The 14,054-nt window shown below is 33.5% G+C and carries 13 protein-coding genes, 1 riboswitch and 1 other annotated feature; all 13 genes read right to left on the bottom strand.

What is annotated here, in order from left to right; all coding sequences use genetic code 11:
* Positions 1-94: 94 nt before the first annotated feature.
* The 13 genes from yihA to nrdR all read right to left on the bottom strand — a co-directional run bounded on the left by yihA (position 95) and on the right by nrdR (position 14,037).
* Positions 95-682, bottom strand: a complete 588-nt coding sequence (gene yihA / locus ACM591_RS07060; RefSeq protein WP_418354315.1) for a ribosome biogenesis GTP-binding protein YihA/YsxC — start codon at positions 680-682, stop codon at positions 95-97.
* 275 nt (positions 683-957) lie between these two features.
* Positions 958-2,220: an ATP-dependent Clp protease ATP-binding subunit ClpX gene (clpX, locus tag ACM591_RS07055; protein ID WP_029377089.1), complete on the bottom strand. Its 1,263-nt coding sequence runs from the start codon at positions 2,218-2,220 to the stop codon at positions 958-960.
* Positions 2,221-2,405: 185 nt separating this feature from the next.
* Positions 2,406-3,716, bottom strand: coding sequence for a trigger factor (tig, locus tag ACM591_RS07050; protein WP_029377088.1), 1,311 nt, complete (start codon positions 3,714-3,716; stop codon positions 2,406-2,408).
* Positions 3,717-3,883: 167 nt separating this feature from the next.
* Complete coding sequence (locus ACM591_RS07045) at positions 3,884-4,807, bottom strand: hypothetical protein (protein WP_029377087.1); 924 nt, start codon at positions 4,805-4,807, stop codon at positions 3,884-3,886.
* A 12-nt stretch (positions 4,808-4,819) separates the two neighbouring features.
* On the bottom strand, positions 4,820-5,431 hold the full coding sequence (locus ACM591_RS07040; RefSeq protein WP_326026758.1) for an NUDIX domain-containing protein: 612 nt from the start codon (positions 5,429-5,431) through the stop codon (positions 4,820-4,822).
* A gap of 214 nt (positions 5,432-5,645) precedes the next feature.
* Positions 5,646-6,002 carry a 50S ribosomal protein L20 gene (gene rplT / locus ACM591_RS07035; protein ID WP_017724704.1) on the bottom strand — a complete coding sequence of 119 codons (357 nt, stop codon included), beginning with the start codon at positions 6,000-6,002 and terminating at the stop codon, positions 5,646-5,648.
* A gap of 62 nt (positions 6,003-6,064) precedes the next feature.
* Positions 6,065-6,265 carry a 50S ribosomal protein L35 gene (rpmI, locus tag ACM591_RS07030; RefSeq protein WP_002507378.1) on the bottom strand — a complete coding sequence of 67 codons (201 nt, stop codon included), beginning with the start codon at positions 6,263-6,265 and terminating at the stop codon, positions 6,065-6,067.
* A gap of 29 nt (positions 6,266-6,294) precedes the next feature.
* Positions 6,295-6,822, bottom strand: a complete 528-nt coding sequence (gene infC, locus ACM591_RS07025) for a translation initiation factor IF-3 (protein WP_029377085.1) — start codon at positions 6,820-6,822, stop codon at positions 6,295-6,297.
* A gap of 23 nt (positions 6,823-6,845) precedes the next feature.
* Positions 6,846-6,974: a sequence feature (ribosomal protein L20 leader region), on the bottom strand.
* Positions 6,975-7,033: 59 nt separating this feature from the next.
* Positions 7,034-8,524: an amino acid permease gene (locus tag ACM591_RS07020; RefSeq protein ID WP_029377084.1), complete on the bottom strand. Its 1,491-nt coding sequence runs from the start codon at positions 8,522-8,524 to the stop codon at positions 7,034-7,036.
* A 215-nt stretch (positions 8,525-8,739) separates the two neighbouring features.
* Positions 8,740-8,914, bottom strand: a riboswitch (Lysine riboswitch).
* A gap of 60 nt (positions 8,915-8,974) precedes the next feature.
* On the bottom strand, positions 8,975-10,912 hold the full coding sequence (thrS, locus tag ACM591_RS07015; protein ID WP_038678701.1) for a threonine--tRNA ligase: 1,938 nt from the start codon (positions 10,910-10,912) through the stop codon (positions 8,975-8,977).
* Positions 10,913-11,262: 350 nt separating this feature from the next.
* The gene (gene dnaI, locus ACM591_RS07010; RefSeq protein ID WP_029377082.1) at positions 11,263-12,186 is read right to left on the bottom strand and encodes a primosomal protein DnaI; all 924 of its coding nucleotides are present in this window, start codon (positions 12,184-12,186) and stop codon (positions 11,263-11,265) included.
* Entirely contained in the window at positions 12,187-13,566 is a 1,380-nt protein-coding gene (locus ACM591_RS07005) for a replication initiation and membrane attachment family protein (protein ID WP_029377081.1), read from the bottom strand.
* Positions 13,567-14,037: a transcriptional regulator NrdR gene (nrdR, locus tag ACM591_RS07000; protein ID WP_029377080.1), complete on the bottom strand. Its 471-nt coding sequence runs from the start codon at positions 14,035-14,037 to the stop codon at positions 13,567-13,569.
* Positions 14,038-14,054 lie beyond the last annotated feature (17 nt).

The following is a 14,054-nucleotide window of genomic DNA, read 5'->3' as shown; positions in this document are numbered from 1 at the left end:
ATTAGAAGAATTATAATTTACATTCATATTGTTGTCATAATTAAACTTAAATAAAACTATATCTTAAAAGTTTTATAACCGTTTTTAATTGTTACTAAAGATATTTGGCAATAATATTCCAAATCTGTTGCTGATTATTATTTTTCACTGAAGAGTAGCTTATAATTTCATCTTCAGGTTCCATTTCTAATTTCTGCTGTACATTAGCTAAATGTTTTTGTACTTTACCTTTAGCAATCTTATCTTCTTTTGTAGCTACTACAAAAGTTGGAATTTCATAATATTTTAAATAGTTATACATTAAAATATCGTCTTCAGTCGGATTATGTCTTAAGTCTATAAGTTGTATTACTAATTTTAATTCTTCTCTTTGTGAGATATATTTTTCTATCATTTTTCCAAAAGCTTCACGTTGCTTTTTACTTACTTTTGCGTAACCATAACCTGGCACGTCTACAAATACGAGTTGGTTATCTATATTATAAAAATTCAGCGTTTGCGTTTTACCAGGTTGTTGCGATGTACGCGCCATATTTTTTCTGCCAATCATACTGTTTATAAATGTTGATTTTCCCACATTAGATCTGCCACTTAAGCCAATTTCACTTAGTCCAGTTTCTGGGTATTGTTCTGGTTTCACTGCGCTAATTAATAATTCTATTTCGTTAGGATTAATTTTCATTATCGACCCTCTTTTCTTATAAATTCACTTGTTAATTATATTACACAAAGTCTAATATGAATATGTATTTTTTAAATATCGTATTATTTTCATAAAAAATGAGGCCGGACATCATAAACGTGTCGGCCTCAAATATGATATTGGCAATAATAAACGAGTTTGAAAAGTATTTGTTTAAACTCAATTCAAAGTTTGTCCCTTTTGCCAAGTTTGCATTATAAAACGAATACTTTTGAAAAGTATACACTATAAATGCTTTCTTATTTATAGATAAGTTACGCAGAAGTTTGTTCCTTGTTTACAAGGTTGTCTTCTTTATCGTATAGTTCTGGATCTTTTTCTTCAGTTATTGTTTGCTCAGTAATAACTACTTTTACGACACCATCTGAAGATGGTACATCATACATAATGTCGATTAAAGCTTCTTCAATAATTGAGCGTAATCCACGTGCACCTGTTTTACGTTCTATTGCTTTGTTACTAATTGCAGATAATGCTTCGTCTGTAAACACTAACTCAACATCATCTAGTTCAAGCATCTTAGTATATTGTTTTACCAACGCATTTTTAGGTTGCGTTAAGATATTTTTCAACGCATCAACGTCTAAAGTTTCAAGATTAGCTACGATTGGCACACGACCAATAAATTCAGGAATTAAGCCATATGATTGTAAATCTTCTGGTCTAATTTGTTCAAGAATAGCATCTTCATCGTATTTAGAAGCTTCACTACTTGAGAAACCAATAACTTTTTCACCTAATCTACGCTTGATCACTTCGTCTATTCCGTCAAACGCACCACCAAGTACAAACAAGATATTTGTAGTATCAATTTGTATTAACTCTTGGTTTGGGTGTTTACGTCCTCCTTGTGGTGGAACACTTGCAGTTGTACCTTCTAAAATTTTAAGCAAGGCCTGTTGTACACCTTCACCAGAAACATCACGGGTAATTGATGTGTTTTCTGATTTTCTTGCAATTTTATCGATTTCATCAACGTAAATAATACCTTTTTCAGCTTTATCTACATCGAAATCTGCCGCTTGTATTAAACGAAGTAAAATATTTTCAACATCGTCGCCGACATAACCAGCTTCAGTTAAACTAGTAGCATCTGCAATCGCAAATGGGACATTTAATGTTTTAGCTAATGTTTGTGCTAAAAGTGTTTTACCACTACCAGTTGGACCAATTAATGCTACGTTACTTTTTTGGAGTTCAACTTCATCCTCATTTGGACCTAATTGTTGAACACGTTTATAATGATTATAAACTGCAACAGCTAATGATTTCTTAGCTTTTTCTTGGCCAATTACATAATCATTTAATTTGTCCATAATTTCTTTAGGTGTTGGTAATTCAGTTAAACCTTCAGGTTCTCCTTGAGCTAATTCTTCTTCGACAATTTCTGAGCATAGCTCAATACATTCATTACAAATATACACGCCACTTCCTGCAACTAATTTTTTCACTTGATCTTGATCTTTACCACAGAAAGAGCATTTTAAATTTTCTTCATCTTCATTGAATTTGAACATTCTATTTACACCCCTATTCCCTAAAGACTATACTAGATAGTATTTTAATATGCAACTTGCACCTTTCACAAGTTATTTGCACAAAGTAGTGTAGCAGATACATCTTTGAATGCATCTGCTACTAGTTTACTATATTAAACGACTAACATATAATTCACAAAATAATTTGCTCACTCTATATTTAGTTACGCTTCTGAGTCATCTTTAGATGGTTCTACTAATTTAGCTTCATCAACTAATAAGTCAATCACTTTTTGGATACGTACATCGTTTTTAACAATGTCAGTATTACCAAGTGTTTGTTTAATATCTTCAACAGAGATATTAAATTGTCCACTCATTTTTTCTAATTCTTTATCGATGTCATCGTCAGACACTTCAACTTCTTCTGCATCTGCGATAGCAGTTAGTGTTAAGTTTGTTTTAACACGTTCTTCTGCATCATCTTTCATTTGTTCTCTTAATTGTGACTCATCTTGACCAGAGATTTGGAAGTAAGTTTCAAGATTAAGACCTTGTTGTTGCATACGTTGACCAAATTCTTGAACCATACGGTCTAACTCAGTGTTAATCATTGCTTCTGGAACATCAATTGTAGCATTGTTTGATGCTTTGCTAATCGCTTCTTCTTTTTGGTTGTTTTCAGCGTCAGTTTCTTTTTGTTCAGTTAGACGTTTGCGTAAGTTTTCTTTGAATTCATCAACAGTATTTGCTTCTGCATCTAATTCGTTAGCAATTTCGTCTGTTAATTCTGGAACATCTTTGAATTTAATTTCATTTACTTTAGTTTTGAAAGTAGCTTCTTTTCCAGCTAATTCTTCAGCGTGGTATTCTTCTGGGAAAGTAACGTTAACGTCTTTCTCTTCACCAGTTTTAACGCCTACTAATTGCTCTTCAAACCCTGGAATAAATGAACCTGATCCAATTTCAAGGTCATAGCCTTCAGCTTGTCCACCTTCAAATTGTTCGCCATCAACATAGCCATCGAAATCAATATTAACTGTATCGCCATTTTCAATAGCGCCGTCTTCTTTAACTACCATTTCAGCTAAATGACCTAATTGATGATCGATTGATTCTTGTAATTCTTCATCAGTTAATTCAACGTTTTGTTTTTCAATTTCTAAACCTTTGTAATCACCTAATTGTACTTCTGGTTCTACAACGACATTTGCTTCAAATGTCATTTCGCTACCTTTTTCAATAGATGTTACATTGATTTCTGGTTGATCAACTGGTTTTATGCCAGTTTCATCTATAGCTTCACCATAAGCTTCTGGTAATAAGATATCAACTGCATCTTGATATAATGCTTCTACACCAAAGCGTTGTTCAAAGATTGGACGAGGCACTTTCCCTTTACGGAAGCCCGGTACGTTTATTTGTTTAACCACTTTTTTGAAAGCTTGATCAATTGCTTTGTCTACTTTTTCTGCTGGAACTGTAACGGTTAAAACGCCTTCGTTACCTTCCTTTTTTTCCCAAGTTGCTGTCATGTATAAAAACCTCCATGATTATCCTATTTTATTTTTTCAACTTCACTATTATAGCACACGTCTACGCTCTACACAAACACTCTGTTTATAACACGTGATTTAAAATGCAAACTTGAAAATTTCTATTTTAGCTACTTTCTTCCATTACCCGAAAATCAAATGATTAATTATTCTATACTATCAATATTAGTTATAAATTTCACAACATCATTTGACATATCTAAACTTTCTAAACCTAGCATAGATTTAAAATAATTTACGTAAGCTTCCATCCATACTGGTTCTAGTGCTATGCGTTCTAATTCTAATGGATAAAATAAAATCGCATGATTATTCATTAAACGAAGCGCCTCTTCAATCATTTGTGGCGCACTATCTTCAATTTGATTAATAACTTGTGGTATTATTTTCGTCTTAAACATAGTATGTTCTAAGCCAGATAATTGGGCTGGGACAACTTCAATATTAAATCCAAATTTTTGAATTTGAATGGTCTGATTGTAACCACCAAAACGTAAATATTCAAGCATTATACTTACCACATTGGGTTGTAAATCCATTTCATTGATAATATTAACAATCGTTTCCTGATATCTAAATTGGTTATGGTCAATCAAAGTTAATATAGTATTGATTTGCTCTCTCAGAGAAATCGCATCGAAATTTTGCAACATATGTGTAGCATGCTCGTTGTGTTTATCGATTTGGCTTAAAGCATATTCTTTAATCGGAAATAACTCCATACGTGTTCTATGATCGTGAACTTCATCAATAATTTGATTGATGACTTCCACCACCTCAAAATACTGCCCTAAACCATTCAAACTTTTAATATAATACATCATCAAGTCATCGTACTTAGTCGTGCCTTGTTTTAATAAAATAATAGCTTCTTCACGTAGTTCAAGAAAATGCCCCATCTTATATAGCATCGAACATTTTAATAAAGACATTTGCTCATCTAGTTCAAATTGTTCTTCAAAGTCTTCAAATAAGTCATAAGTTTGTTCAAAATCTTTATCATTAAATGATTGCTTTATTTCTCTCACTAATTTATCTTTCGAACGCGGAAAAGGAATGATATCAGACATCTTTAGACACCCCTATTTTATAGCTTGTAATATTAAAGCACTCCATGTTTCAAATTCATCATAATCTTCAATTTTACTTTGATCTACCCATTTTATACGAAGCGTGTCAGTTTCCATTGCTTGTACATCATTACTGTTCACATGAATCTTGAACACAACGCCTAAATGGACCTCACCGACTTCATTCGTATCATCATTGATAAAACCTATGTAAGCTAGATTCTGAGACTTACTTTCTGATAAGCCTACTTCTTCTTCTAATTCTCTTTGGGCATTAACTCTTAATACTTCATTAATTGACTCGGCACCTTTAACATCATTCATATGACCGCCTACGCCAATAGATGATTGGCCATGCAAACGAGCTTCTCCTCCGCCAGATAAACGTTCGTACACTAATAACTCATCGTTTTCATTTTCCAATATACAATAAGAAATTAATTGTTTGAATGTCGGATCTTCTTCCATATCTCCGCGTCGTTTAACTTCAAATTTAGAAAGTGTGTCAAAAATTTCTTGCCCTTTAACAGTATTTTTATCTAAGAAACCATTGAATTTATTCTCTTCATCATTAAATAAAATTTTTCTCGGAACTACTGTAATCATTTCATCGAATTTAGACATTAGTTTCTCCTCCATTTATGACTTCTAAGCTATTTTATCAAATGATGGTTATTTATCAAAATGATAATTCGTATCTTAAAATACAACCAAATGAATTCATTTGCGCTTATATCAAATTTTTATTTAAAACTGTTTAATAACTAAAAATAAGGAGTGCGACAGAAATCTATTTTTTATAATAGTATTTCTGTCGCACTCCCTTTATAATTCGATACTATTTTAAAGCATCTTTAGCTTTAGTTACTAACTCAGCGAAAGCTTTTTCGTCTGAAATAGCAATTTCTGAAAGCATTTTACGGTTAATGTCGATTTCAGCTTTTTTCAAACCGTTCATAAGTCTTGAATAACTCATGTCGTGTTGACGAGCTGCTGCATTGATACGTGTAATCCATAATTTACGGAAATCACGTTTTCTTTGACGACGGTCACGGAATGCATATTGACCTGATTTCATAACTTGTTGTTTTGCAACTTTATATAATGTACGTTTTGAACCGAAGTAACCTTTAGCTAATTTAATCGTCTTTTTACGACGCGCTCTTGTTACTGTTCCACCTTTAACTCGTGGCATAATAAATTCCTCCTCTAAATATGTTCAATCTTTCGAATTGATACGTTATGACATTTTAGTCATTATTTTTTGTAAGCTAATAATTGTTTTACGCGTTTCATATCTGATTTTGATACTAATGAAGCTTTACGTAATTTACGTTTTTGTTTAGTTGTTTTGTTTGCAAACATATGAGATGTGAAAGCTCTAGAACGTTTTAATTTACCTGAACCAGTTCTTTTAACACGTTTAGCTGCTCCACGGTGTGTTTTCATTTTAGGCATGATTCATTTCCTCCTGTAATATCTTATTATTATTTTTCATTGATTGGATTTAATGTTATAAACATTTGACGTCCATCCATTTTAGGTCTTTGTTCAACTGTAGCGATATCTTTACATTCTTCTGCAAATTTCTCTAAAACACGTTGACCAATTTCTTTATGCGTAATCGCACGACCTCTGAAACGAATTGAAACTTTACACTTATCGCCTTTTTCTAAGAATTTACGTCCGTTTTTCAACTTAGTTTGGAAATCATGTTCCTCAATAGTTGGACTTAAACGTATTTCTTTAAGGTTAATTGTTTTTTGTTTTTTCTTCATTTCTTTTTCTTTTTTCTGTTGTTCGAATTTATATTTACCATAATCCATAATTCTAGCAACAGGTGGTTTAGCATTCGGAGCCATGATGACTACATCTAAACCAACTCTATCTGCCATTTCAAGAGCTTCTGTCTTAGTTTTTACACCAATTTGTTCTCCGTCTTGACCGATTAAGCGTAATTCTTTTGCACGAATCTTTTCGTTAACTTGAGTCTGATCTTTTGCTATGGTTGACACCTCCAAGATTTTTACGAAATTATCCCAAGCAAAAAGAGCGAGTATACAATATACCCGCTCTTCTCTACACATGACTTAATCGTGTGTATATAAGACCTGCCAACAGCTTTTGCGTCGCAACAGGTGAGAAGCGGGAGCTTCTACTTGGTTCGTTTCGTATTCAACGTTACCTATCATAACAACAATAATGACATTAGTCAACTGCTTTTTACTATTTATTTATTTCATCCATATCAACATTTTGACGCAAATCCACTTGTTCTAACGGAACGATTTTCGTTCTGTATCTTAACTTATGATAAATGAAAAATGCTAAGAATACAGGTATACCCATATAAGTTATAACGAATCTATTTAAATTAAAATCACCCGTTTTTATAAAGTCTACGTCTTGCCCAACAATAACAAGTACACAGAGTACACCTGCAAATATCGGCCCGAACGGGAATAACTTAGCTTTGTATTTTAATTTTGATTTATCGTAATTTTGTTTGTCAAATGCTTTTCTAAATCTATAATGGCTGATTGCAATACCAACCCATGCAATAAATCCAGTCATACCACTAGCTGCAACAATATATTCATAAGCGTCACCACTTAAATGTTGTAATACAAATATACCTATTACAATAAGCGCTGTGACTAACAATGATACATAAGGCACACCATATTTGTTTGTTTTAGCAAATACAGGATAAGCTAATTTATCTTTACTCATTGAATACAACATACGTGTTGATGCGTACATACCTGAGTTACCCGCAGATAGAACCGACGTCAAGATTACAGCATTCATAAATGATGCCGCAAATGCTAACCCTGCATTTTGGAATACAAGTGTAAATGGAGAGGTTGAAATATCTTCGCCTCCACCCATTAATGCTGCACTATCATAAGGAATTAACATACCAATTACAAAAATTGCCATAATATAGAAAATTAATATTCTCCAAAACACTTGTTTAATTGCTTTTGGTACCGCGCGTTCTGGGTTTTCTGATTCACCTGCAGTGATACCTATTAATTCAGTTCCTTGGAATGAGAATCCAGCGACTAAGAATACGCCTAAGATAGTTAATAAACTACCGCCTAGTCCGTCACCAAGTATTGGTCCGCCACCTTTAGTAAAGGTATCAAAACCAACAAACTCTCCACCCATAATACCTAAGATTGTTAGTAGTCCAATTCCGATAAATATAATCACTGTAACTACTTTAATTAATGCGAACCAGTATTCACTTTCACCGTATACGCGAACAGATAAGGCATTAAGACCAAAAATAATTAATAAGAATAGACAACTCCAAGCCCAAGCTGGCATGCCTGCTAAAGGTGTCCAATATTGTATAACTTGCGCTGCAATCGTAACATCCGCTGCAACTGTAATAACCCAGTTGAACCAATAATTCCAACCTAATGCAAATCCTAGTGATGGATCAACAAAACGTGTAGCATAAGTACTAAATGATCCCGATACTGGTAAATATGTCGCCATCTCTCCTAATGACGTCATAAGGAAGAAGACCATTGCCCCGATAATTGCATAAGCTAATAATGCACCTAAGGCTCCGGCGTCGTGAATCGCTCCCCCCGAAGTCATAAATAGTCCTGTTCCAATACATCCACCAATCGCAATCATGGAAATATGGCGATCTTTTAATCCTCTTTGAACCCCATTGCTTTGATTTTCTTGTTTTGCCATAGAAGCGTCCTTTCTTTAAACTTAGAGGCTAACTTACTATATGATTAAAGAATACAATTTATAGTATAAAAAACCTAAATGCAGCGTTAAATATTTGTACAACTACATTTATTATAATTTTTACTCTATCCCGTAAAAGTATTAATTTTAATCATTTAACCAAAACAAAATGGTTGCATACCTATTAGATATGCAACCATTTTAATAATAGCATTTATATAGGTAGCACATCACATATGTGACAGTCCAGTCTCTTTCGAAAACTGTCCCAACTGATATTGTGTCAATGGTCAATACCAGTTTCGGCATTTTTACCTTTCATGCATTCAACATACGCCCCATACGGCTTCTGAATACTTACTCTTTAAAAATGCAACCTCTAACTCAAATTTAATTTTATATTTAACTCACTAACCTGTAATATACATGATTTCTACATTACTTTCAAGACTATCTTTGTTTTTTCAATCTAATCTCATCGACTAAGTTCCAAATAAACTCGTCTTTCTCTAGAGTTTCTTGATCTTGTGAACCATATTTTCTCACATTCACTTCACTATTTTCTACCTCTTTATCACCTACGACAAGTTGGTATGGGATTTTTTGCATTTGTGCTTCTCTAATTTTATAGCCCATTTTTTCGTTTCTGTCATCAATTTCAACTCGAACACCTTGTGACTTAAGCTCATCTTGAATCAGTCTCGCATAATCATAGTGCAAATCAACATTCACAGGAATGATTTCTACTTGTTTAGGTGCTAACCAAGTTGGAAAAGCTCCTTTTGTTTCTTCAGTTAAGAACGCAACAAAACGTTCCATTGTTGAAACAACACCACGATGAATGACAACTGGTCTATGTTGTTCTCCATCATTACCAATATATGTTAAATCAAATTTTTGCGGTAATAAGAAATCAAGTTGTGCTGTAGATAAAGTTTCTTCTTTACCCATTGCAGTTTGTACTTGTACATCTAATTTTGGACCATAGAATGCCGCTTCACCAATAGCTTCTTCATAATCTAAGCCTAACTCATCAACAGCTTCCTTCAACATGCTCTCTGCTCTATTCCACATTTCATCGTCATCGAAGTATTTCTCTTTGTCTTCTGGATCTCTATAACTTAGTCTGAAGCTATAGTTTTCAAAGTTAAAGTCTTTATATACATCAATAATAAGATTAACAACACGCTTGAATTCTTCCTTAATTTGATCTGGACGAACAAAGATATGCGCATCATTTAAAGTCATACCACGTACACGTTGCAATCCTGACACAGCTCCGCTTGCCTCATAACGATGCATTGTGCCTAATTCAGCAATTCTGATTGGTAGTTCACGATATGAATGTGGTTTATTAGCATAAATCATCATGTGATGTGGACAATTCATTGGTCTAAGCACCATTTCTTCATGCTCATCCAGTTTCATTGTCGGGAACATATCCTCTTGATAATGATCCCAGTGACCAGATGTTTTATATAAATCAACATTAGCCATAACTGGTGTGTAAACATGGTCATAACCCATGCTCACTTCTTTGTCTACAATGTAACGTTCAACCTCTCGACGAATTGTTGCACCATTTGGTAACCAAAGTGGTAGACCAGCGCCTACTAATGGATTGTTTGAGAATAGCTCTAATTCCTTACCAATTTTACGATGATCACGTTCTTTTCTTTCTTCTAGCATTTGTAAGTGTGCTTTCAAATCCTTTTTATCGAAAAACGCTGTACCATAAATACGTTGTAGCATTTTATTGTTACTATCACCACGCCAATAAGCTCCAGCTGTTGATAACAATTTAAATTCTTTGATTTTCGAAGTTGAAGGTACATGCACGCCACGGCATAAATCTGTAAACTCACCTTGAGTGTATAATGTGACATTTTCATTTTCAGGGATTGCATTTATAAGTTCTAATTTATAAGGATCTTCTGAGAAAAACGCTTTAGCTTCATTACGAGAAACAACCTTACGTTCTATTGGATAATTCTCATTAACAATCTGTTTCATTGTCTTTTCAATTTTCTCAAAATCATCCGAAGAAAGACTCTCTTCCATATCAAAGTCATAATAAAAACCGCCCTCAATTACAGGGCCAACACCAAAGTTCACATTTCCATATAAACGTTTTAACGCTTGCGCCATAAGATGAGCTGTTGAATGTCGTAACACTTCCAAAGCTTCATCTGTACCAGGTGTAACGATTTCTATATCGCCATCTTCTTCAATTGGTCTAGTTAAATCAATTAATTGGCCATTCAACTTTCCAGCTACGGCTTTTTTTCTTAATCCTGGACTTATTGATTGTGCTATATCTTCTGTTGTTATGCCTTTATCAAACACTTTTGCATTACCATCTGGAAATTTTATATTAATTTGGTCCATTTAACATTCCTCCTATTTATTCAAGCACTTAAATCAAAGCGAAATACAATTTATCAATAACCGCAGAGAAAATAAAAAGACCCCATCCCTAAAAAGGGACGAGGTCTTCGTGGTACCACCCTAAATTAAAGCTTTTCTGCATAATTACAAAATAGCTTCTCTCTACGTAAGATAACGGTCTTGAGCCGGATGTTCATTACAACATCACTGACGAAGGAGTAATCAATAAATATACTTACCATATCTCAACATTCAATGGCTCTCTGTGAAGTAGTGAAATATCAATCGTATCTTCGTTTAATTTCGTTTGATTTAGATTTAATTATATTATACAACATTTATTTTAGATTTCAATCGTTCCTATAATTTTTTCCTTCTAAATAATAAGGTGTCGCCAAAGTTTTGATACGTTCCATGATTCGAGCCGCTTTAGTCTTCTCTGTACCATCACGAGTTACAGAAAGATGGAACTCTAATTCTTCAAAGCTTAGGTTAGAACTGAAAAATGTAGGTAATTCCTGCACCATTCTGTAATGTAATAATGGGCCAATTACTTCATCTCTAGCCCATGGTGTAATTTCTTCAGCGCCGATGTCATCTAACATCAAAATATTCGCTTCTCGTACTCTGGATAATTTTGTTTCAAAACTTCCATCTTTAAAACCGCCTTTAAGTGAACGGATAAATTCAGGTAAATAGACGATAGTAGAAGGAATCTTTTCAGTTTTCAACTGATTCGCAATCGCACCTAAAATAAATGACTTTCCTGTCCCAAATGGTCCGTGCAAATATAATCCTTTAACTTGAGGATCGTGCTTCGTGATTTTATCGCAAATTTTATTCGCTGCCATTGCAACATCTAATCTATCTCTTCTATCCATGTATATATCTTCAAGTTTAGCGTCTAAAGTATCACGTTGCATATGATGTGAAGTAATTAGATGCGAGTTAAACTTTTCTTCATCATACTTTATCTTACATGGACATGGTAAATAACGAATTTTAATGTGGTTACTTTCAACATATAATTCTGGAACATGGCCTTTTACAAAGTTGGGACATTCTTTATAAGTATGTCCATCATAGTGTTTTACTTGGTCTTTGTATTCTTGTAAAATATTTAAGTCTTCGTCTATCATGGCATTTGTCAATTCTGATTGATGTTCATTTAAAAATCGTTGAACATCAGAATCACTAATTACATCTTTTTTTATTTTTTCTATGCGTTTTGATAAATCATCTGACTCTCCCATGATATTATTAAAAGATTTCATTTATTCGCCCTCCTTCCATCTAGTTTTTAATTGATTTAAAAATTGCTCTCTGTCATTTTTTAATTTCTCATCTTCTTCATGGTTATGCTGTTGGTTATCTTTTTCCGATTTCTTATCTCGCTCTTCTAACCATTTCGGTGTCATCTCTCTAGAAGCTAATTGTTTTTGTTTATATCGAGTTTTGTTCGGATAAGTTTCTTTTTTAGGCTGGTTAACTTTCATCGCATATTCATACGCCTGTTCAGCAGTTTTAATACCTTTTTTCTTCCAATTTGACGCTATTTCAAATATATAAGTTTTAGGTAATTTCATATCTTCTTTCAACATGACAAATTGTAACAAAATATTTATAACACCAAAAGATAGGTTTTCACGTTCAATCAATTCTTCAATCATGAATTTTTGCTGAGTAGTAGGTTCTGACTCTGACCACGATGCTAACATATCAATTGGGCTTGTTTGTTCCAATTGCACTAACCAATTATCAGATTGGCTTGCCGTTTCCTCAGAAGTATTCACCTGTGAATTAACATTATCCTTTTCTGATTTAACTTGTAAATTTGGTAATTGTTGTTCGTGTTCCATTAAATAATACGTACGTGCGTGTTTTCTTAATTCTTCAAAAGATAATTCTTGTGCACTAGTTATCGACTTTAAAATAATACGTTTCATCGATTCAGGCGTCAAACCATATAATGTTGCGATTTGTGTTATTAAAGCCTTAGCATCACTGGTTATTATTTTTGAACTAATAAAATGATTTTGTAACAAATCATATAATGTTTCAAAGTCAAAGTGAACACGAGTAAGGTCTAAACCTTCATACGACTTTTCATCTTGAATATATGCTGTATCTTGCGCTAATGCTTTATTAGGTATTTTGAAAACATCAGTAAATGTGCGCGTTACATCCTGATAATTACTTAAATCTACAGAAGTTTTGGTTTCAAAGTGACGTTTTAATTGTTGGTAACGTTGTTTACTCACCTCGCTATATAGATAAACTGATAACATAGGATCACTAAAAAACTGTTTCGCAGTAGGTGGTTGTTTAAGCACATAAACAAATGAAGAATGCTGCTCATTATGATTTACATAGGATTTTACCAATCCAATACCTTCTAATAAATCCATTTCTTTTCTGAATTCTAGCAGATTGATTTTCAACTCACTCATAACAATATAGTGCGTCAACACTGCATCTACTTCGTGGTCTACAAATTGATTTAAATAATGATATAACCCTGTCGCATTAGGGCCTATCATCGGTGTGAACAACCTGTTTAAGATTTCTAAATGGTTATTATTCAAATAGAATTCACGCACGACAGTAAAATTATCATGTGGTCGTAATCCATAATCATATGATTGTAACCCCATTTACGATTCACTCCGTTTATTATCAATTAATATACCTTGCATTGATTGCAATAATTGGTCTACATCTTTAAATTCTTTATAAACAGATGCAAATCGCACATAAGACACTTGATCTACATGCATGAGTAAATTCATCACGTGCTCTCCTATTTCCCTAGAAGAAATTTCTGCGTGTCCCTCATCACGTAACTTCCATTCTACATTATTAGTAATATCTTCTAATTGTTGGTAGCGAACCGGTCTCTTTTCACAAGAACGCACTAAACCATTTAATATCTTCTCACGCGAAAATTGCTCTCGTGTTCCATCTTTTTTCACCACGATAAGTGGTCTTTTCTCTATATGTTCAAAGGTCGTGAATCTTGTTTCACAATTTTCACATTCTCTTCTACGACGAATCGCATTAACTTCATCTGCATGTCTAGAGTCTACAACACGAGAATGAGTCGAATTACATTTCGGGCATTTCATCGAATTTTCACCCTCTC

This window comes from Staphylococcus sp. Ze2 (assembly GCF_048568365.1).
Lineage (GTDB): Bacteria > Bacillota > Bacilli > Staphylococcales > Staphylococcaceae > Staphylococcus > Staphylococcus xylosus.
This window is presented reverse-complemented; position numbering and strand designations above follow the sequence as displayed.

Excerpts from the sequence above, each read along its gene's own strand:
- dnaI (WP_029377082.1), bottom strand. The coding sequence starts at position 12,186 with ATGAAATCTTTTAATAATATCATGGGAGAGTCAGATGATTTATCAAAA.
- ACM591_RS07005 (WP_029377081.1), bottom strand. The coding sequence starts at position 13,566 with ATGGGGTTACAATCATATGATTATGGATTACGACCACATGATAATTTT.
- clpX (WP_029377089.1), bottom strand. The coding sequence starts at position 2,220 with ATGTTCAAATTCAATGAAGATGAAGAAAATTTAAAATGCTCTTTCTGT.
- rplT (WP_017724704.1), bottom strand. The coding sequence starts at position 6,002 with ATGCCACGAGTTAAAGGTGGAACAGTAACAAGAGCGCGTCGTAAAAAG.
- tig (WP_029377088.1), bottom strand. The coding sequence starts at position 3,716 with ATGACAGCAACTTGGGAAAAAAAGGAAGGTAACGAAGGCGTTTTAACC.
- ACM591_RS07040 (WP_326026758.1), bottom strand. The coding sequence starts at position 5,431 with ATGTCTAAATTCGATGAAATGATTACAGTAGTTCCGAGAAAAATTTTA.
- ACM591_RS07020 (WP_029377084.1), bottom strand. The coding sequence starts at position 8,524 with ATGGCAAAACAAGAAAATCAAAGCAATGGGGTTCAAAGAGGATTAAAA.
- rpmI (WP_002507378.1), bottom strand. The coding sequence starts at position 6,265 with ATGCCTAAAATGAAAACACACCGTGGAGCAGCTAAACGTGTTAAAAGA.
- thrS (WP_038678701.1), bottom strand. The coding sequence starts at position 10,912 with ATGGACCAAATTAATATAAAATTTCCAGATGGTAATGCAAAAGTGTTT.
- yihA (WP_418354315.1), bottom strand. The coding sequence starts at position 682 with ATGAAAATTAATCCTAACGAAATAGAATTATTAATTAGCGCAGTGAAA.
- ACM591_RS07045 (WP_029377087.1), bottom strand. The coding sequence starts at position 4,807 with ATGTCTGATATCATTCCTTTTCCGCGTTCGAAAGATAAATTAGTGAGA.
- nrdR (WP_029377080.1), bottom strand. The coding sequence starts at position 14,037 with ATGAAATGCCCGAAATGTAATTCGACTCATTCTCGTGTTGTAGACTCT.